The organism is Psychrobacter glacincola, assembly GCF_965118485.1.
Taxonomy (GTDB): Bacteria; Pseudomonadota; Gammaproteobacteria; order Pseudomonadales; family Moraxellaceae; genus Psychrobacter; species Psychrobacter glacincola_D.
Window position 1 is genome coordinate 60,795 of the sequence record NZ_CBCPJH010000015.1, and the last position, 19,725, is coordinate 80,519.

Here is a 19,725-nt window from a genome sequence, read left to right on the forward strand (position 1 = left end):
ATTATTTGCTCAATAAAAAACGCCTTTATTAAAGGCGTTTTTTATTGGATATAACTGGCAACTTATTTGGTCAAAATTAGCCGATTATTACGTGTTAAGCGAAGGCGATATTCTTCGCCTTCATGTTCAATACGTACCTCTTTAGTCAAAGCAAACAGGTGCTGCGACTGCAAAGTGGGTAGACGATTTTCACGAAAATTCAAATGACGAGAGATAACGAAACTCATGGTAAATTCCTTTTGATAGCAAAGTAGTAGATAGGCAAAGTAACAACTAATCGTAGTAAATAATTATTAACGATAATAATTATCATTTAGATTGAAGGCTTTTGCAAGCAAATTTATAAAATAAATGATAGTGATTGTGTAAACTAATCTCACTAATTTTTTATTTAAGTAATCAAATCAACCAATGATATTCGTTAATTTCAGTTTCAAAAAAGGAAAGTAGCATGGCAGTTGAGCAAAATAGCTTGATAGAAAATTATTCAATCGTCATCGTAAATGTAGCGGTTGCCGTTATTCATTATCAAGATCAATATTTATTAGGATTTAGAGCGGCTTCTCAGCACCAAGGCAATCGCTATGAATTTGTGGGCGGAAAGATAGACGCTCATGAGACGGCAACACAAGCATTAATACGAGAGGTTAGTGAAGAGACGGGTATTGATATCGCCAATAATATAGCGGTTAAACTGGGTCGATTGCATCATGATTATGGTGATAAACGTGTCTGCTTACAGGTATACCGTATTGAAGTAACCGCACAACAATATCAGCAATATAAAAACCTAAGCCAAGGCTTAGAAGGTCAAAAACTGACATGGGTAGAGAAGCAAAAGCTGCTAGCAGGGGATTATGATTTACCAGCTGCCAATAAAACGATTCTTGCTTGGTTGCAACTGCCAACGCAGATAAGTATTACTTATCCGTTGGAGCATTTTAACAATGCCTCTAATCCTATGACTGTATGGGTACAGTATCATCAGGAGCATTTGCAGATAGGTGCTTTGGTTTATATACGAATCAAAGAAACAGGGACAGAAGAAAGTATTAATCAACTATTGCATTTACGTAACGACATAAAAGCAATTATTCCGTATAACTTTTATACTGAAAAAGCGGATAATACTGTCATAAATCGTCAAATCGTAGCAAGGCATTTGACACAGGCACAGCTGATGCAATGCTCAAACGGCATTGCAAAAAACGATATCCCAGACTTTATTATTGCTTCAAGCTTGCCATTGGTAGTCAGTTGTCATGATAAAGAGAGTATTGACGCTGCCAATCAGCTTGCTAAGGCGTGTTTAAAACATCAGCTAGCACCTGTTATTGGTATTTTTTTAGCACCTGTTGAATATACTCAAACCCATCCTGATACGTCGCCGTTAGGCTGGGAGGCGTGGTCAAGGTTAGCAGAATTAGCCGATATACCAGTGATCGGTTTGGGTGGTTTATCTCCTGTGATGAGTGATCAAGCCATGTTACATGGAGGAGTTGCTGTTGCTGGCATTCGCCAGTTCTTTAAATAGGTATTAACGCTATCACTCTCATCATTGCTATTATAATTTTTAGGGCAGCTTTAGGTATCAAGCTGCCAATTGAACACTGCCAAATTCAGATAATAAAGTTAGATGAAGGAAGTTAGATGAAGGAAGTTAGATGAAGGAAGTATCAAAGGAGCAATCGCATAAGACAACTGACTGATTTTCATCTCCTTCAATACTTAATAAAACTGTAATCTTTCGTGGTCTATATATAGAATTACTTACAAACCGTTGCGTTTTCATACATTGCTACACTGTTTTGCTCGGGATATTGCCATTACTATGAATCATTAATTATCGAAGAGCACTAAATCAAGTTTTTATCGCAGAGATGATAGATAAAAATTACTCTGTGCTGCTCTGATAAATAAAAATCTTATAAGTAGATAAAGTGTCTCTAATAATCACAATTAATGAATGGTATCCCTATGAAAACCAATAAGTTACCGAAGTCAGCATGGTCTGATTCTCAGGCAGCTGGTTCTCAATCGCAGCATACTGACCAGCTACCTCAGAATCAGATGAATCAAAATCAGGCAATACCGGCAAGGAGCATTGACCACGCTAGTAATGACGCCAGTTATAACCATGTAGGTTGTAATGAAGAGCCTCTAGAAATTTTGGGACAATATATGTCTCAACAAACCAAATTTTTTGGCTATAAAAGCGTTAAAAAGAATAATATAAGCGCAATGAAGCCTAATGTAATCGATAGCAATGTCTTAAAAGCTAGTACGGTTGAGATTGGTTCTATTAAGACCAGTATTTTCGAAGAGTTTGAGCAATCGAACGCTGAATCCACTCACACTATATCTCCTAAAAACGCAGCAAGCGTTGTAGAGATACCAGAGCGTATATTTATGAATGGTCTTATTAAACATACCGGTATTGCCTTAGCCATCATTATCCCGCTAGCTGCGTTTTCTGCCTATGCAGCGACACCTGCTATTACTCAAACTTTCGCAACATCTAAGACCACGACAGAACTCATCGATGTTAAACCGAATAATATTATATATAAGTCTGCCAGTAGCCCGACTACAGTAGATAGCGTCGACCTAAAAAAGTATGCAGGAACTTGGTACGAGATAGGTCGTCTACCGATGTATTTTCAACGTAATTGCACCAGTGATGTCACGGCTACTTATGTTGAAAAAACTGATGGCTCAGGTATCAAAGTTATTAACCAGTGCAAAGCTGAAGATGGTTCAGGTATTACGGCTGAAGGCTTAGCAAAACCTGCTGATGCTACTGGTAGTAAACTGAAGGTTACCTTTCTACCATCGTGGATTCGATGGTTGCCGGTAGGTCGCGCTGATTATTGGGTGCTAGCACGTGATGCAAAATACAAAACTGCGCTGGTTGGCACACCTGATAAGAAATATTTATGGCTGCTGGCTCGCTCACCAAACGTGAGCCAAGATACTTATGCTAAGTATCGTCAAATTGCTCAGCAACAGGGCTATGATTTAAAAGAATTTAAATTGACAGCGCAAACCAATCAAACAGTTAATCTGATTCCATAGCAGCGCGATAATGGTTTATATAGCTTTATCTATCGTGGTTCTGGTGTTTGTTATGGATTAAGTAGATTTATAATGAGGTAGCATAATAAGCTGCCTTTATTTTTATCATAAAAATATATACCTATTAAATAGCTTATAAATTATACAGAATGGTTATCACTAGCAAAATAAGGCGTTTTAAGCTAAAATTGAGTTTATCTACAGAATTTTCTGATAATAACTGACGACAGTAGTCGCCTGTTAGCGTATCTGAGTGAGTGCCTAGACTGTATATAACCTATTCAATGATATTCCTTCAAAATTTACTGACTCCCCAATACTGACCATAAGGATGTTTCTCGTGAGTAACGCTGATACCTTACGCCAATTACATCAAGACCATTTGAGCAACTACAACACCCAAGAGCAACAAGCCATTGAGCTGATGGGGCTATTAAATAAGCTCTATAATGAGCAAGATGTACAAGTGACTTTATTTGGTGATACGCTAGACACCAATTCAGTGGGTCAAATATTGGCGCTGCATCAACAAGTGGCATTGCGTGATCAAGGTGCTAAATCTATCGATATCGCTGATACCTTAGCGATGGTTAAAGTGTTAGCCGAGAATAAAGACATTCAAGCTACTCGTGTCGATGTTGGTCAGCTGATTGCTAATGACAGTGATATCCAAGCGGCATTGCAATCTATTAATAACGATAAAAATACTGTAAATGGCGCAACTGATGTGGTGCTATACGGTTTCGGTCGTATTGGTCGTATTTTAACGCGTTTATTGTTATCACAAGCATCAAGTGCCAAAGGTATGCAGCTAAAAGCCATTGTGGTACGTCCTGCAGCAGCTGGCGACTTGGCGAAGCGTGCTTCATTGCTAGAGCGCGACTCAATTCATGGTAGCTTTGCAGGTGGCGTGGTTGTAGATAATGAAAATAATGGTTTAATTATTAATGGTCGATTTGTCCAAGTTATCTATGCTAAAGACCCAAGCGAGATTGATTATAATGCATATGGTATTAACGATGCATTAGTCATTGATAATACTGGGATTTGGAAAGATGAAGCCGGTCTTGGCAAGCATCTTCAATCGACAGGCGTGAAAAATGTACTATTAACAGCTCCTGCTGGCGGTGAGATTAAAAACGTTGTTTATGGCGTCAATAATGACACGGTTGGCGATGACGTTATCGTCAGTGCGGCGAGCTGTACGACTAACGCAATTACCCCAACGCTGAAAGTATTGAATGATGAATATGGTATCGAAAACGGTCATGTTGAAACCATTCACTCGTTTACTAATGATCAGAACTTAATTGATAATTATCATAAAGCGGATCGCCGTGGTCGTAGTGCGGTATTGAACATGGTTATTACCAGCACTGGTGCAGCAAAAGCGGTTGGTAAAGCATTGCCAGAGCTTAGTGGTAAATTAACGGGTAACGCTATCCGCGTACCGACACCAAACGTCAGCTTAGCGATTTTAAATTTGAATTTGAAAACAGCGCCAGCTAGTGCTGATGCCTTAAATGAATTCATGCGTAAAATCTCTAATAGCAGTCAATGGCAAACACAAATTGCTTATACGGATTCTACCGAAGCGGTATCGACGGATTTTGTTGGCGATACCCATGTAGGTATCGTTGATGCCCAAGCGACTATTTTGACCGACAATCATGCCATTGTTTATATCTGGTATGACAATGAAGTTGGCTATAGTACGCAAGTATTGCGTTTAGCGACACAAATGGCAGGTATCAGCTATACACAGATTCCAGCTTAATACATTTGTACGGCAGTAGTGAGTTTTTAATATTGAAGTATTCTTTATAGAAGAGTGCTTTGATAGTCACTATTGGCGTGAACAAATATATTTGATTTTTGAAGCTAATATATACCGCACCCGATAGTCCAATTGGTTATCGGGTGTTATTGTCATAAATAAAGCAATGATATAGAGCAATATAGACGAAAGTCTTCCATTTTTTAAAAGATACCTATAAGCAAAAGAAGTAGTATATGACTGCTATTGAGCCTATAAACTAGAGTGTAAATAAAGGAACGTAAGATGCGATTTATTGATGAAGCCGTCGTAACGGTAAAAGCAGGTGACGGTGGTAACGGAATCGCCAGTTTTCGCCGAGAAAAATATGTCCCGCGCGGTGGTCCTGATGGTGGTGATGGTGGCAAGGGCGGAGATGTTTATGTCATTGCAGAGGATAACACTAATACCTTAGTTGATTATCGTTATACTCGTCGTCATGATGCTATGCGCGCTGAGAATGGTCATAGTAGAAACTGTTCAGGTAAAGGATCGGATGATCTTTTTTTACCAGTGCCTATTGGTACGACTGTGGTCGATACTGAAACTGACGAAGTGTTGGGTGATTTGGTTGAACTTGGTCAGACTTTACTGATTGCCAAAGGTGGCGATGGTGGTTTGGGTAATACCCATTTCAAAAGCTCGACCAACCAAGCACCGCGTAAAGCGACGTCAGGTTTTGAAGGTGAGTTAAAAGTTCTTAAGTTTGAGCTAAAAGTTGTGGCTGATGTTGGCTTAATTGGTTTACCTAATGCAGGCAAATCGACCTTCATCCGTCAGGTTTCTGCTGCAAGACCAAAGGTTGCTGATTATCCGTTTACTACGTTGGTTCCTAATCTGGGAGTGGTCGATATTGGGCGTCATCGCTCATTTGTGATGGCTGATATTCCGGGTTTGATCGAAGGCGCTTCAGAAGGTGCAGGACTTGGCATTCGTTTCTTAAAACATGTGGCTCGTACACGCCGCTTGTTACATGTGGTTGATGTAAAGCCAATTGATGGCAGCGATCCGGTAGAAAACGCTCGTGTTATCTTAAATGAACTTGAACGTTTTTCACCTGAGCTGGCCAACTTGCCCCAGATTTTGGTGTTAAATAAAATCGATCAGGTGCCTGAAGAAGAGTTAAATGAGCTTTGTACTCATATTGTCGACGAGCTTGGTTGGATAGGAGAGGTATTTCGCACTTCAACCCTAATGGGTGAAGGGACTGATGCTGTTAAATATCATTTGATGAATGAGATTGAACTAGAGCGCGAACGCGAAATAGAGGATCCTATCTTCGCTGAAGCACAAAAAGCACGTTTTGAGCGCTTAGAAGTAGAAGTACGTCTGAATACTGAAGCCCAGCGTGAAGCCTATCGTGCGGCTCGCAGAGCGGCACGTGAAGGTATTGACTTAAATGACGATGGCAGTTTCGATGATGACGATGGCGTTGAAGTGATTTATGTTCCTTAATGTGATTTTTATAATATGTATGTATCCCGTGATTAATTTACCTTAGCAACAGGAGTTTATATGGCAGTTGACATAGAGAACACGATAGAAGAAGCAAGGTTTGTTGAGCAAGCTCGTAACTTTGATATTCAGCGCGTCATTGTCAAGATTGGCTCATCATTATTAACAAATAATGGTCGAGGGCTGGATCGAACTGCCATTTACGAGTGGGCAAAGCAGATTGCTAAGCTACATAAGCAGGGGATTGAGGTGCTATTGGTATCTTCAGGGGCCGTTGCTGAAGGTGTGGTACGCATGAACCTTGAGGAGCGTCCTAAGAAGCTGGCAGCACTACAAGCCTGCGCTTCTATTGGTCAGATGGGTTTGATTGAAACATGGTGGTCAGCATTGATTCAATATGGTATTCAAAGCTCACAGCTATTGCTGACTCATGACGATTTGTCTAACCGTAGTCGTTATCTTAATACCACTGGTGCATTGACACAGTTATTAGAATGGCACGTGCTACCGGTCATTAATGAAAACGATACCATCACTATCGATGAGATTAAATTTGGTGATAACGATACATTAGGGGCGATGGCAGCGGCGATGGTTAATGCCGACTTGTACATTATTTTAACCGATCAAGAAGGGGTCTTTACCGACAACCCACGTCACAACCCTAATGCAAAAATGATCCGCCAAGAGCGTGCTATGGCTGATTACTTGTTTGATATCGCTGGTGATGGCGGTAAGCTTGGGCGCGGTGGTATGCTCACCAAAATCCGTGCTGGTCGCTTGGCTGCTATGGGTGGGTGCCCAACAGTCATTGTAAGCGGCGCTATCGACGATGTTATTACTCGTGTGGTTTCTGGTGAAGCCGTTGGAACTTTATTAACGACCAATGATGCCGATAAAATCATTGCTCGTAAACAATGGCTTGCGGCGCATTTGCGTATGTCAGGCTCTTTAATAGTTGATGCAGGCGCTGCAAAAGCAGTGGTCGAACATCAAAAAAGCTTATTGCCCGTTGGCGTGTCTGAAGTGCGTGGCGATTTTGATGAAGGCGATGTGGTTGAGATTGTGCATCAGGATACTGGCGAGCGTATAGCCGTCGGTCAGGTCAATTTTTCCTCTCGTGATGCTTGTCGTGTGGCTCGTGAACGTACCGAACAGTTTGATCGCATTTTTGGTAACAAAGAAGAACGTGTGGTCATGGTACACCGTGATAATTTAGCATTAACGATGTAAAAAACTTATTATTTATTAAGCTATAAATATTTTAATAATAAGCGTTTTAATATTCTTTTCTTTAACTTATTTTATCCAGTACGGTATTTATTATTATGAAATACAGTGCTGTCTTGGAGATTTGTACATGAGTGCTTCAGACAATAATAATTCGCTTGAGCAGAACTTTGCGCCTTTAAAAAACGATAGATTATTACGTGCGCTACGATTTGAACCGATAGATACCACGCCTGTGTGGATGATGCGCCAAGCCGGTCGTTATTTACCAGAATATAAAGCAACCCGTGCTGAAGCCGGTGATTTTATGAGCTTATGCAAAGATACCGCGCGCGCGACTGAAGTCACATTACAGCCATTACGTCGTTATGACTTGGATGCGGCTATTTTATTCAGTGATATTCTGACCATTCCTGATGCGATGGGATTAGGTTTGTATTTTGAAGCGGGTGAAGGTCCGAAGTTTAAACATCCTATTCGCACGCAAGCTGATTTAGATAGATTACCTGTACTTGATGTTAATGACTCTCTTGATTATGTTATGCGTGCAGTGACCAGTATTCGTACTGCGCTTAATGGGCAAGTACCGTTGTTTGGTTTTTCTGGTAGCCCTTGGACACTTGCCACTTATATGATTGAAGGTGGTAGCTCAAAAGACTATCGCTATACCAAAGGCTTTTTGTATAGTAATCCTGAGTTTTTACATCAACTGCTAGATAAGTTAGCGACATCTGTGATTGACTATCTAGATGCGCAAGTCGTTGCAGGGGCGCAAATTCTACAGATATTTGATAGCTGGGGTGGAGCACTAGGTCATCGTCAGTTTGTAGATTTTTCTCATGCGTATAATAAACGCATTGTCGCCGCGCTAAAAGTACGTCATCCAGAAGTACCAGTGGTATTGTTTACTAAAGGTGGCGGCTTATGGCTTGATATTCAAGCGGATAGCGAAGCGGACGCCTTGGGTCTAGATTGGACGATGCCAATCGATCGTGCTCGTCAAGTATTAACTGAGAGTCAGCGCCAGTTGACTAAGCAACATAAAAAACTACAAAGCAGCAAAGCTATTCAAGGTAATTTAGACCCAGCCACACTATATGGCTCACCTGCGACCATCCGTGCCGAAGTAAACGCCATGCTTGATAGTGCTTATGCAAGTGGCGAAAAAACCGGTTACGTGGCAAACTTAGGTCATGGTATTACACAGTGGGTTAATCCTGATAATGCTAAAGTATTTATCGATGCAGTACATGACTATAAGATTTAAACTTTAGAAGCTATAAAATCTAGTATTTACTGAGTAAAAAAAGGATATTTCATGATTTCAGCAGCGATTGTTGGTGGTACGGGTTATACGGGTATTGAGCTTATTCGTTTATTATCTGCCCATCCTGAGGTGTCTATTGATTTGCTAACATCGCGTAGCGAAGCTGGTACCCGTGCTGATGAGATATTCCCAAGTTTACGCGGTATATCAAATATTGTCTTCAGCGATTTAGGTGATAAAACGCTAGCGACATTACAAAAATGCGATGTGGTGTTTTTTGCGACACCACATGGCGTAGCGATGAAGCAAGCAGAGGCGCTTACTCAAGCAGGCGTAAAAGTCATTGATTTGGCAGCGGATTTTCGTTTGCAGTCATTGGCGGATTTTGAGCACTGGTATCAGCAGTCTCATGCTTGTCCTGAATTGTTAAAAACAGCGGTTTATGGTTTGCCCGAAGTCAATCGCGACAAGATTGCTGATGCACTGGTGGTTGGTAATCCTGGTTGCTATCCAACTACTGCTATTTTGGGTTTAAAACCTATTATAGATTTACAGAACCAACAAGCAGTGGCGCTGATTGAATCGCGTATTGTCATTGATGCTAAATCTGGTGTTTCTGGTGCCGGTCGCCAAGCAAGTCTTGCGCTGAATTATGCAGAAAGCACAGACAATTTTAAGGCATATAGCGTAGAAGGTCATCGCCATTTACCAGAGATTGAGCAGGGCGTTGCACAGTTATTAGACAGTAAATTTAATCATCGTATTCGTTTTTTACCGCATCTTGTACCTATGATACGCGGTATGCTCAGCTCTATTCACATGGAGCTGACCGATGCGGGTGCTTTGATAGATTGGCAACAAGTCTTTGAGCAAAGCTATGCATCTGAGCAATTTATTGATGTGATGCCAAAAGGTATCTATCCAGATACTCGCAGTGTGCGCGCTAGCAATCGCTTGCGTATTGCTGTCCATCAAGATAATGAGCGTGCTGAATTGACGGTGATTGTGGTGCAAGATAATTTGGTCAAAGGTGCCGCTGGGCAAGCAGTACAGAATATGAATGTGATGTTTGGCTTTGATGAGTCGCTTGGTTTAAATTTTGCGCCCATCGTTCCTTAACAGATGTTTATTGATTACTAAATCATTACTATTTATCATACTAGGTATTGATTATAAATTCCGCTATAATAACTTGCCTTTCCTGTTACGAGATACTGTCTAGATGCGTTTTAAGAGTACCCTACGCTTTTGCTCACAGCCCGCACGTCTATCGTGCCGAGACTCTGTTTCCTATGAATTAGAGCGCAGCCCACATGGTTCATCGCAGTCTTTTGATACTCGATCTAATGCTATAAAATATGACAGTATTGCTCGCTCCCAGCAAGGCGCCTCGACATCGGTGTTGGCGTTATTTGTGATTGCGATATTGGTGACTGCCATTGTCGCGATAGTATTTGGTCATAAGCTTGGTTATCAGCGTGGTTATCATTCAACGCAGACTGAAACCAAGCAAGCGGTCATTACCAGCAAAGAATCATTACAAGAGCTGAAAGATTTGCGTGTTAGTCATAAAATTGCCACCAATCAAGTGGCTACTGCCAAACAAGAGCTCGAAATAAGTTTGGCAAACCTAAAAGAATTGCGTGATAACCAGCAGGCTTTGACCGTTGAAAACAGGCAAGTAGCCCAGCTAAATGACCTATATGCTAAGATTGTTAGTGACAAAGGCGGTTTGCCTTTACAGATACTCGGGGCAAAGATTGAACCTTTACCTGAAAATGCCTTTGAGTATGGCTTTGATGTTGCGATGCTTGCAAGCGATGGTAAGGCCAAACGTTTAAAACCAACGCTAACCTTACTTGATGATGATGATTTTGTAGAAGTGCCCTTAGATCCAGTCAGCTATAATATCGAAGGTGTGACGCGTATTCGTGGTCGCTTTATGCTGCCAGCAGGTTTTAAGCCTTTGCAAGTTAAGCTTAATCTAAAAGCGGGTGGGCAGGAAGTTGAGCAGTTATATGATTGGAAACTTGGTGCTAAGGTTGATAGCATGCCATTATCACTGTCGGATTTACCAGAAGTTGATGAAAGCCCTATTGAGCCTTAACGGCCGTCATAGCAGATAGCTAGATATTTAATATTTAGAATCATTTTATCTGCTATCTTTAATATGCTTTTATATATTTATCTTTTTATACACTTATAAAGATATTCATTCATGAAACCTAGCCATTCATTTGTACTCTAATTATGATAAAACAAACCATTGCAGTAGCAGCACCAATCTCGTCAGACTGGCACTTTCCTAATATGCCCACGCGTCTTGCGCAAGTTGGCACACCTGAAGGTGAAACGACGCCGCAAGCTGATGTATTGGTGGCAGAGCCAGAAGTGGCAAAGCCGCCCATGTATGCCGTGGTCATGTATAACGACAACTATACGCCGATGGAATTTGTCGTCTATATTTTACAGTCTGAATTCCGTCATAGTACTGATTCGGCGGTTGAGATTATGCTCACTATTCATAATAGTAGCAAAGGTATTGCGGGCATTTACCCTAAAGATATTGCTGAAACTAAAGCCAAAAAGGTTAACAGTCTTGCCCACCGTGAAGGCTATCCATTATTAACCCAAATCGAGCCGCATCAAGGCGAATAATATCTCAATATTATATTTTTGATTCTATCAACTGCACTCAGTCCTCCAATATTTTCAGAACAAATATCATCAAGCGTCTTACAGCAAGTGTTATCAATCCAACTTGCTCTAAGACGCTTTCTTTAAAATCTTCTCATTACAATAATTTTCGTCATTATTGCCTGTCTTTATTCTTTTTCTGCATTATGAAAACCTCTTGATAATGTGTAGCTTTGTTAGATGAGCGCCATTCTTTTTATATTAATATTATGCTGTCTACATAAATACTCTCATTGAGAAAAATGTGGTTGCGACACTTCGATACATTTAAGTCGGCGTTAATAGATTGACTATGCTTAAGTATCATGTTGAGATAAAGAAAAGTAGGTATTAAACCCAAGTCATGGAAGTCAATATTCAATCTTCCACTTAATAATACGCATATTGCCCTTGAACAATGCAGCTATCGCCCTGATTTACTTACTAACTCATTTATAAAGCTATCGATTATAAAGATAGGCACAACCGTAGGAAGTCCTTATGTTAAGTCGTCATCTCGAAGTCTCTTTGCGTTTAGCAATGACCCTTGCGCGCCAAAAATCGCATGAGTATCTCACTGTTGAACATCTCTTACTGGCACTCTTAGAAAATACACATGCTGCTAATACTTTGACGGCCTGTAATGCAAATGTCTCAGCTTTACGTAGCGAGCTTGAGGCCTATATTAACAAGCACACCCCAACGGTTGATCCAGATACGGAACAATCTCCACAGCCAACGCAAAGCTTTGACCGTATTTTGCAACGGGCGATTTTTCATGTGCAGTCTATCGGTGGTGGTCGTTTGGTTGAAGGGTCAGATATTCTGGTCTCTATGTTTTCAGAACATGATACCTATGCGGTTTATTTGCTCAAAAAACAGGGTATCAGTCGTCTTGAGCTGACCCAGTACTTATCACATGGTCAAGACAAAGATGAGCCTTCTGAGCCGCGTGCTTCTATGACTGGTGAGCGCCGTAGCAGTGCTTCAGAGAAAACCAGTAAAGATCCTTTAGTTGAGTTTGCAACCAACTTAAATCAGCGTGCTGCTGAAGGCAAAACAGATCCGTTAATTGGACGTGGTCCTGAGATTGAACGAGCCGCGCAAGTATTGTGTCGCCGTCGCAAGAACAATCCATTGCTGGTCGGTGAACCAGGTGTTGGTAAAACATCTATTGCTGAAGGTCTAGCATGGTTGATTATTAACGATAAAGCGCCGAAGCCGTTGAATGGCTGCGTGATTTATAGTCTTGATATCGGCTCATTAATCGCTGGTACTAAGTATCGTGGCGATTTTGAAAAACGTATGAAATCGCTCCTTGATGCATTAAAGAAAAAGCCCAATGCTATCTTGTTTATCGATGAAATTCATATGATTATTGGTGCAGGTTCGTCAATGAGCAGCAATATGGATGTCTCGAACTTGATTAAACCAGCACTTGCTAATGGCGAGCTGCGTTGTATCGGTTCAACTACCTTTACTGAATACCGTCAAGTTTTTGAAAAAGACCATGCTTTATCGCGTCGCTTCCAAAAAATCGATGTTAAAGAGCCAAGTGTCGACGATACGATTGATATTTTACGAGGTCTTAAGCCGCGTTATGAAGAGTTTCATAACGTTGTCTATACTGATGAAGCCTTAGTAACAGCGGTACAGTTATCAGCGAAACATATTCATGAGCGTTTTTTACCAGATAAAGCAATCGACGTCATTGATGAAGCCGGTGCTTATAAGCGTTTAGGTATTGTGGCTGATGCAGACGATGTAGAAGCAGAAGAAAGCTTCATTGCTGATATAGAGCAAGACTTTGATGCACAAATTGAGGGCGATGAAGAAGGTTTTGATAACGACTTCGATAGCATTAATACCTTTAACAGTGAGACTGCTGCTGACAGAACAGTCAATGAAATGCAAGATGAAGCCAATCTTGCAAAAGAAAATGACCGTGTAAAATCATCTGAACCTAAAAAAGTAAAAGCTAAACGTGCTCCGATAAAAATCGATGTGGCTGATATCGAAGCGATTGTCGCCAAACTTGCGCGTATTCCGCCCAAGTCAGTATCAAGTGATGATAAGAGTATTCTTCAGCATCTAGATCGTGATCTTAAGCGTTTAGTATTTGGTCAAGATGAAGCTATTGCGACTTTAGCAGATGCGATTAAATTGTCTCGTGCCGGCTTAAAAGCACCTGATAAGCCAATCGGCTCATTTATGTTTGCCGGCCCGACAGGGGTTGGTAAGACAGAAGTATCTCGCCAATTAGCAAACTTGCTCGGGGTTGAGTTGGTGCGTTTTGATATGTCAGAGTATATGGAAGCGCATACTGCTTCACGTCTGATTGGTGCGCCGCCAGGTTATGTTGGTTATGATCAAGGTGGATTATTAACTGAAAAAATCAATCAGCATCCCCATTGTGTACTCTTACTTGATGAGATTGAAAAAGCGCATCCAGATGTCTTTAACTTACTATTGCAAGTAATGGATCATGGTACCTTGACGGATAATAATGGTCGGGTTGCTATCTTTAAGCAAGTTATCGTTATTATGACTACCAACGTCGGTGCCGACAGTATCAGTCGCTCGTCTATGGGCTTCACAGAGCAAGATCATAGCCGTGACAATACTGAATCACTCAAGCGCGTTTTTACCCCTGAATTCCGTAATCGTCTTGATGCGATTATTCAGTTCAATCCGCTTGATACTTCAGTTATTGTGTCAGTGGTTGATAAATTCTTGGTTGAGCTACAAGTACAGCTTGATGACAAAAAAGTCACTTTAGAGATTGATGATGAGGTCCGTGATTACTTAGCTGATAAAGGCTATGATCGCCTAATGGGCGCGCGTCCAATGCAGCGTCTTATTCAAGATGAAATCAAAAAGCCGTTAGCAGGCATGATTTTGTTTGGTGATTTGGTCAACGGTGGGGTGGTACATCTAACCTTGGAGCCTGAAGATGCTAAAGGTCAAGAAGTCGATTCTATTGAGCTTGAAAAAAGTAGTGGTAAGAGTTCAGATAAAGGTTCAGCGGACAGTCGTATTATATTGACTGTCGTTGAGACTCATGAGCCACGTCCAGACTCTGAATCATTAGCCAGTTAGTTTATTTTCTAACTATTGTAAAAACGGTTGCTGCGGTAGCCGTTTTTTTATTGCTAATATATATGGTAACGTAACCCTAGTATTTTGCTAATATCAACCTTAGCGTATCCTAATAACAAATAAAACAGGACATATTATGGAATTATTCGACGTCCAACCACCAAAAACAGCTGCGCAAAAGCAAGCGATTTTGGACAATGTACGCTTGCCAGAAGATTGGAAAAATGCGTTAGCGGAAGAATTAACCTCTGATAATATGGATAGTCTGCGTGTCTTTTTAAAGGAAGCCTATCAGTCGGATGACAGTATCTATCCACCGGCACCACTAATGTTTAACGCCTTAAATCTAACACCTTTATCGCAGGTAAAAGTCGTTATTCTAGGTCAAGACCCTTATCATGGACCTGGGCAGGCAATGGGGCTGTCTTTTTCAGTACCTAAAATAATTCCCAAGCCACCCTCACTCAATAATGTTCTTAAAGAGATGGCAAGTGACATTGGCATTGCGCCTTCAAAACATGGTGATCTGACTTATTGGGCGCAGCAAGGAGTGCTGTTATTAAACAGCTCATTAACCGTGAAAGAAGGTGAGCCAAATAGCCATCAAAATCAAGGTTGGGAGCAGTTTACTGATGCGGTCATTGATGTGATTAATGAGCAAACTGAGCATACAGTATTTATTTTGTGGGGCAGTAAAGCCCAGAAAAAAGGTAAGTATATCAATACTGATAAGCATTTGATTTTGACGGCGGTACATCCATCACCATTGGCAGCGAACCGTGGTGGTTTTTTTGGCTCAAAGCCATTCTCAAAAACCAATGATTACTTAGTACAATATGGTCAAACGCCTATCGATTGGCAGTTGCCGCAATAAATGAGACACTTTTTACCTAAAAAATTAACCCTTTATCCTCTACTAAATGGTTTTTTAATAGATACTGCTGTAATAAGTGAGCATATTCAAACAGCTGTATTCTGGTCGATGCAAGACGTTAAATGGATGCAACAAGCACTTAAACTTGCTAAAGAAGGCGCTGAGCACGGGGAAGTACCAGTAGGAGCGATACTGGTACATAACCAACAAGTTATCGGGCAGGGATTTAACGAACCGATTGGACGTCATGATGCGACTGCTCATGCTGAAATTGTTGCATTAAGAGAGGCGTGCGCGCGTTTAGAGAATTATCGCCTACCGCTGCAGACGACTTTATATGTGACTTTAGAGCCCTGTACTATGTGTGTTGGGGCACTGATACATGCGCGTGTTGATAGGTTGGTATATGCAACACACGAGCCGAGGGCTGGGATGGTTGGCAGTCAAATGAATTTGACTGAACAGCCTTTTTATAATCATAATATCCAAGTTGACACAGGTTTATGCCGTGAGCACAGTAGTCAGATGCTCAAGGATTTTTTTCGTCAGCGCCGAAAAGCAGCAAAGGCCAAGTGTAATATGAGTGATTAACAAGATATCAGTCTTGCTGCTAGTGATAGGTTGCTTTGTTTGCTATAATATCGCCCTATTTGCTTGTAAGTATTTAATGAACAAGTAAAAAAACTTTATTGATGCTTCTATGGTTATTCATATTGTTATAAAGATTATCGACTTTAAGTGAATGTTATGACTGTTCCTACCCTTAATGCTAACGATAATATTAAAACGCTGTCATTGCGCTATCCTGTTATTTGTATTGATGGGCCAAGTGGCGCAGGCAAGGGTACAGTTACATGGCGCTTAGCACAGGCTTTAGGGTATCAGTTGCTTGATTCGGGTGCGCTATATCGTATCGTTGGACTTAAAGCATTTGCAGCTGGATTGATTACTGCTGATGCAAGCCAAGTAATAGATGAGATGGCTGTATTAGCGTTGACGCAAAGCTTGAATATTGCCTTTGTACCTAACAATGAGTCGGGTCGTGTCGATATTATTGTCAATGGTGAAGCGGTAGGTGAGCAAGTTCGTAATGAAACGATCGGCAGTTATGCATCACAGATAGCTGTGTTTCCAAAAGTTCGCCAAGCACTATTAAAACTGCAACAAGATATGGCAAGCTGTTCAGGATTGGTCGCTGATGGTCGTGATATGGGTACAGTCGTGTTCCCAGACGCTGACGTTAAAGTGTTTTTGACTGCCAGTGCTGAAGCGCGTGCCGAGCGCCGTGTCACACAGCTACTAAATGCAGGTCAAATAGCGGATTTTGACGCGATTTTAACAACGATTAAAGCCCGTGATGATCGTGATGAAAATCGGTCGACGGCACCATCAAAGCCTGCAGAAGATGCGCTACTATTAGATAGCTCTAATTTAGATGCTGATTCGGTTTATGAGCAAGTGAAGAGACATTGTCAGAATAAAGGTATTTGCTTCAATAGCTAATAAAAACAAGTTAGTAAGTATGAAAAGGTTTCCTATAAGCTTGATTTTAGTATAAAATTACAGTGGTAGACGCTAATCATTTTTATAGGATAATAGAAAAGCCTCTATAAAGATGTAAATTAATAAGTATAACGTATTTTAATAAAAGACAGTTGTTGCTAGTGAGTTTGCTCAGCATTGGCTTATTAGCAACAAACGTTTTTTTATATGACGGCATAAGATATAAAACCAGTATTCTCGTTTTATGCAATCATACATTTGATCCGTACTGTGCTGGACAGGATACGGCTATACAAAGGTAGATATAATGGAATCATTTGCTGAACTATTTGAAGCGAGCATCGAAGAAACAGGTCTGGATATCGAGCGTGGCTCGGTTATCACTGGTACTGTTGTCGCCATCGATAACGACTGGATCACTGTCGATACTGGTCTAAAATCTGAAGGTATCGTCGCTCGTGAAGAGTTTTTAAGCGAAGAAGGCGAACTTGAAGTTGAAGTTGGCGATACAGTAGACGTAGTGGTTGAAGCAGTTGATAACGGTATGGGTCAAACCTTACTGTCACGTGAAAAAGCCAAACGCGTTGAGACTTGGAATTTCCTTGAAAAAATCTCTGATAACGATGAGATTGTAAAAGGTATTATTTCTAGCAAAGTAAAAGGCGGCTTTACCGTAGATATCGGTTCAGTACGCGCGTTCTTACCGGGTTCTCTAGTAGATGTACGTCCTATCCGTGATACGACGCATCTTGAAGGTAAAGAGTTAGAATTTAAAGTTATCAAACTTGATCAAAAACGTAACAACGTTGTCGTTAGTCGTCGTGCGGTTATGGAAGCTGAAAACTCAGCTGAGCGCGAAGAGCTATTGAACAAGCTTGAAGAAGGTATCGAGATCGAAGGTATCGTTAAGAACCTTACTGATTACGGTGCATTCGTTGATCTTGGTGGTATTGATGGTCTATTGCACATCACTGATATGGCATGGCGCCGTATCAAGCATCCATCTGAGGTTGTTGAAGTTGGTCAAGATCTTAAAGTTAAAGTACTTAAATTTGACCGTGAGCGCAATCGCGTTAGCCTAGGTCTAAAACAACTAGGTACTGATCCTTGGGATAACGTTGGCGGTACATACCCAGTAGGTGCAGTTGTGAAAGCACGCGTAACCAACTTAACTGATTATGGTTGTTTCGCTGAAATCTCTGAAGGTATTGAAGGTCTAGTACACGTATCAGAGATGGATCATACCAACAAAAACATCCATCCATCAAAAGTTGTTCAAGTGGGTGATGAAGTTGAAGTCATGATCCTTGATATCGATGAAGAACGTCGTCGTATCAGCTTAGGTATCAAACAAACTCTTGCCAACCCATGGGATGAGTTTGATAAGAAACATGAGCGCGGTGATAAAATCACTGGTACGATCAAATCTATCACTGACTTCGGTATCTTTATCGGTCTAGATGGCGGTATTGATGGTTTAGTTCACTTGTCAGACATTTCTTGGAATGAAACTGGTGAAGACGCTATCCGTAACTATAATAAAGGCGACACCGTTGAAGCAATGGTATTGTCTGTAGATTCTGAAGCTAACCGTATCAGCCTAGGCGTGAAACAATTGACTTCAGATCCATTCAATGAATACCTAGTCAATAATGACCGTGGTGCTATCGTTAATGGTAAAGTAAAAGAAGTAGACGCTAAAGGCGCTACTATCGAACTTGCTGATGAAGTTGAAGCGTATCTACGTGCCTCTGAGATTCAACGTGACCGCGTTGAAGATGCGACTAAGCATTTGAGCGTTGGTGATGACGTTGAAGCTAAAATCATCAGCGTTGATCGTAAAACACGTAACATCAGCCTGTCTATCAAAGCGAAAGACGAAGCTGAAGAACGTCAAGCAATTAAAGAGCTAAGCAGCACTAGCACGACTAGTACTACTGCTGGTTCTGATGCACAACCAAAAACAATTGGTGATTTGATCAAAGAACAAATGCAATAAGCTATTTATTGTTAATGTGATGATTATATAAAGAAAGCGACTTCGGTCGCTTTTTTTTATGGCTAAATTTAGGTATTGGTACTAATAATTAAAGTCTTTTCCTTAATAAAGGAATTCTTATTGCCAATTTAGCTTAATATCCGCTATTATTTGCAACATTGAGTAACAGACTGTAAAATTGCACCAAGTCGTTATAAATGAACAGTTATTTAACCAACAAAGGCGTGGTTATTGCTTATTTCCATTCTATTTATAGTATTTATGGTGATTTTCAATCATCTTATCCATTAATCAGTAAGGTAAGCGTGATAATGCAAGAAACAATTAATAAGTCAGAATTTATTAGCAATCTAAGTGCGAATTGTGACACGATGACAGATACCATTGTCGATGACGCAGTACGTGAAATATTAAATTTGATGACTCATACGCTCGCCAATGACGGTCGAGTAGAGGTACGTGGGTTTGGTAGTTTTTGTCTTCATCATCGCCGTGCTCGTATGGGACGTAATCCTAAGACCGGTGAAAGCGTGCCAGTACCTGCTAAAGCGATTCCGCATTTTAAGCCAGGCAAAGCATTACGTGAAGCAGTAAACGAGAAAGTGGCAGGCGCACAATAAGACAGTGTCGATGGCAGAGAAGATTAAAAGCTCATATAGTCAAGCCCACCTAAAAGTGTTATAAATTAATTATCAAACCCAATTGTTATTATAAAGACCATGACTTACTCA

Annotated in this window: 16 protein-coding genes; 15 read left to right on the top strand and 1 reads right to left on the bottom strand. The window is 40.8% G+C overall.

Features of this window, described 5'->3' with window-relative positions; all coding sequences use genetic code 11:
* Positions 1-62: 62 nt before the first annotated feature.
* A complete protein-coding gene (gene hemP, locus ACMHKH_RS07470; RefSeq protein WP_413520012.1) occupies positions 63-227 on the bottom strand; it encodes a hemin uptake protein HemP in 165 nt (54 codons plus the stop codon).
* 224 nt (positions 228-451) lie between these two features.
* Here hemP and ACMHKH_RS07475 point away from each other — a divergent pair, with 224 nt between their 5' ends.
* The 15 genes from ACMHKH_RS07475 (at position 452) to ACMHKH_RS07545 (ending at position 19,614) form a co-directional block, all read left to right on the top strand.
* On the top strand, positions 452-1,534 hold the full coding sequence (locus ACMHKH_RS07475; protein WP_413520013.1) for an NUDIX domain-containing protein: 1,083 nt from the start codon (positions 452-454) through the stop codon (positions 1,532-1,534).
* A gap of 443 nt (positions 1,535-1,977) precedes the next feature.
* Positions 1,978-3,075: a lipocalin family protein gene (locus tag ACMHKH_RS07480; protein ID WP_413520014.1), complete on the top strand. Its 1,098-nt coding sequence runs from the start codon at positions 1,978-1,980 to the stop codon at positions 3,073-3,075.
* 331 nt (positions 3,076-3,406) lie between these two features.
* Positions 3,407-4,852, top strand: coding sequence for a glyceraldehyde-3-phosphate dehydrogenase (locus ACMHKH_RS07485; protein ID WP_413520015.1), 1,446 nt, complete (start codon positions 3,407-3,409; stop codon positions 4,850-4,852).
* 285 nt (positions 4,853-5,137) lie between these two features.
* The gene (gene cgtA / locus ACMHKH_RS07490; protein ID WP_413520016.1) at positions 5,138-6,346 is read left to right on the top strand and encodes an Obg family GTPase CgtA; all 1,209 of its coding nucleotides are present in this window, start codon (positions 5,138-5,140) and stop codon (positions 6,344-6,346) included.
* A gap of 60 nt (positions 6,347-6,406) precedes the next feature.
* Complete coding sequence (gene proB / locus ACMHKH_RS07495) at positions 6,407-7,579, top strand: glutamate 5-kinase (RefSeq protein WP_413520017.1); 1,173 nt, start codon at positions 6,407-6,409, stop codon at positions 7,577-7,579.
* Between the two features lie 127 nt (positions 7,580-7,706).
* Positions 7,707-8,843 (top strand): uroporphyrinogen decarboxylase, encoded by a 1,137-nt coding sequence (hemE, locus tag ACMHKH_RS07500; RefSeq protein WP_413520018.1) that lies wholly within the window; start codon positions 7,707-7,709, stop codon positions 8,841-8,843.
* A gap of 51 nt (positions 8,844-8,894) precedes the next feature.
* The gene (gene argC / locus ACMHKH_RS07505; RefSeq protein ID WP_413520019.1) at positions 8,895-9,962 is read left to right on the top strand and encodes an N-acetyl-gamma-glutamyl-phosphate reductase; all 1,068 of its coding nucleotides are present in this window, start codon (positions 8,895-8,897) and stop codon (positions 9,960-9,962) included.
* Between the two features lie 103 nt (positions 9,963-10,065).
* Complete coding sequence (locus ACMHKH_RS07510; RefSeq protein WP_413520020.1) at positions 10,066-10,950, top strand: hypothetical protein; 885 nt, start codon at positions 10,066-10,068, stop codon at positions 10,948-10,950.
* Between the two features lie 143 nt (positions 10,951-11,093).
* Positions 11,094-11,501, top strand: coding sequence for an ATP-dependent Clp protease adaptor ClpS (locus ACMHKH_RS07515; RefSeq protein WP_413520021.1), 408 nt, complete (start codon positions 11,094-11,096; stop codon positions 11,499-11,501).
* A gap of 519 nt (positions 11,502-12,020) precedes the next feature.
* A complete protein-coding gene (gene clpA / locus ACMHKH_RS07520; RefSeq protein WP_413520022.1) occupies positions 12,021-14,618 on the top strand; it encodes an ATP-dependent Clp protease ATP-binding subunit ClpA in 2,598 nt (865 codons plus the stop codon).
* A 136-nt stretch (positions 14,619-14,754) separates the two neighbouring features.
* Positions 14,755-15,492, top strand: a complete 738-nt coding sequence (locus ACMHKH_RS07525; RefSeq protein ID WP_413520023.1) for a uracil-DNA glycosylase — start codon at positions 14,755-14,757, stop codon at positions 15,490-15,492.
* The gene (gene tadA / locus ACMHKH_RS07530; protein ID WP_413520024.1) at positions 15,493-16,083 is read left to right on the top strand and encodes a tRNA adenosine(34) deaminase TadA; all 591 of its coding nucleotides are present in this window, start codon (positions 15,493-15,495) and stop codon (positions 16,081-16,083) included.
* A gap of 156 nt (positions 16,084-16,239) precedes the next feature.
* Positions 16,240-16,995, top strand: coding sequence for a (d)CMP kinase (cmk, locus tag ACMHKH_RS07535; protein WP_413520025.1), 756 nt, complete (start codon positions 16,240-16,242; stop codon positions 16,993-16,995).
* A gap of 307 nt (positions 16,996-17,302) precedes the next feature.
* Complete coding sequence (gene rpsA, locus ACMHKH_RS07540) at positions 17,303-18,994, top strand: 30S ribosomal protein S1 (protein WP_413520026.1); 1,692 nt, start codon at positions 17,303-17,305, stop codon at positions 18,992-18,994.
* A 311-nt stretch (positions 18,995-19,305) separates the two neighbouring features.
* A complete protein-coding gene (locus ACMHKH_RS07545) occupies positions 19,306-19,614 on the top strand; it encodes an integration host factor subunit beta (RefSeq protein ID WP_413520030.1) in 309 nt (102 codons plus the stop codon).
* Positions 19,615-19,725: the final 111 nt, after the last annotated feature.

What these genes read in the sequence shown, in the direction of transcription:
- ACMHKH_RS07510 (WP_413520020.1), top strand. Translation starts at nt 10,066, where the DNA reads ATGCGTTTTAAGAGTACCCTACGCTTTTGCTCACAGCCCGCACGTCTA.
- ACMHKH_RS07485 (WP_413520015.1), top strand. Translation starts at nt 3,407, where the DNA reads ATGTTTCTCGTGAGTAACGCTGATACCTTACGCCAATTACATCAAGAC.
- ACMHKH_RS07545 (WP_413520030.1), top strand. Translation starts at nt 19,306, where the DNA reads ATGCAAGAAACAATTAATAAGTCAGAATTTATTAGCAATCTAAGTGCG.
- cgtA (WP_413520016.1), top strand. Translation starts at nt 5,138, where the DNA reads ATGCGATTTATTGATGAAGCCGTCGTAACGGTAAAAGCAGGTGACGGT.
- clpA (WP_413520022.1), top strand. Translation starts at nt 12,021, where the DNA reads ATGTTAAGTCGTCATCTCGAAGTCTCTTTGCGTTTAGCAATGACCCTT.
- ACMHKH_RS07475 (WP_413520013.1), top strand. Translation starts at nt 452, where the DNA reads ATGGCAGTTGAGCAAAATAGCTTGATAGAAAATTATTCAATCGTCATC.
- proB (WP_413520017.1), top strand. Translation starts at nt 6,407, where the DNA reads ATGGCAGTTGACATAGAGAACACGATAGAAGAAGCAAGGTTTGTTGAG.
- hemE (WP_413520018.1), top strand. Translation starts at nt 7,707, where the DNA reads ATGAGTGCTTCAGACAATAATAATTCGCTTGAGCAGAACTTTGCGCCT.
- tadA (WP_413520024.1), top strand. Translation starts at nt 15,493, where the DNA reads ATGAGACACTTTTTACCTAAAAAATTAACCCTTTATCCTCTACTAAAT.
- hemP (WP_413520012.1), bottom strand. Translation starts at nt 227, where the DNA reads ATGAGTTTCGTTATCTCTCGTCATTTGAATTTTCGTGAAAATCGTCTA.
- rpsA (WP_413520026.1), top strand. Translation starts at nt 17,303, where the DNA reads ATGGAATCATTTGCTGAACTATTTGAAGCGAGCATCGAAGAAACAGGT.
- ACMHKH_RS07515 (WP_413520021.1), top strand. Translation starts at nt 11,094, where the DNA reads ATGATAAAACAAACCATTGCAGTAGCAGCACCAATCTCGTCAGACTGG.
- cmk (WP_413520025.1), top strand. Translation starts at nt 16,240, where the DNA reads ATGACTGTTCCTACCCTTAATGCTAACGATAATATTAAAACGCTGTCA.
- ACMHKH_RS07480 (WP_413520014.1), top strand. Translation starts at nt 1,978, where the DNA reads ATGAAAACCAATAAGTTACCGAAGTCAGCATGGTCTGATTCTCAGGCA.
- argC (WP_413520019.1), top strand. Translation starts at nt 8,895, where the DNA reads ATGATTTCAGCAGCGATTGTTGGTGGTACGGGTTATACGGGTATTGAG.
- ACMHKH_RS07525 (WP_413520023.1), top strand. Translation starts at nt 14,755, where the DNA reads ATGGAATTATTCGACGTCCAACCACCAAAAACAGCTGCGCAAAAGCAA.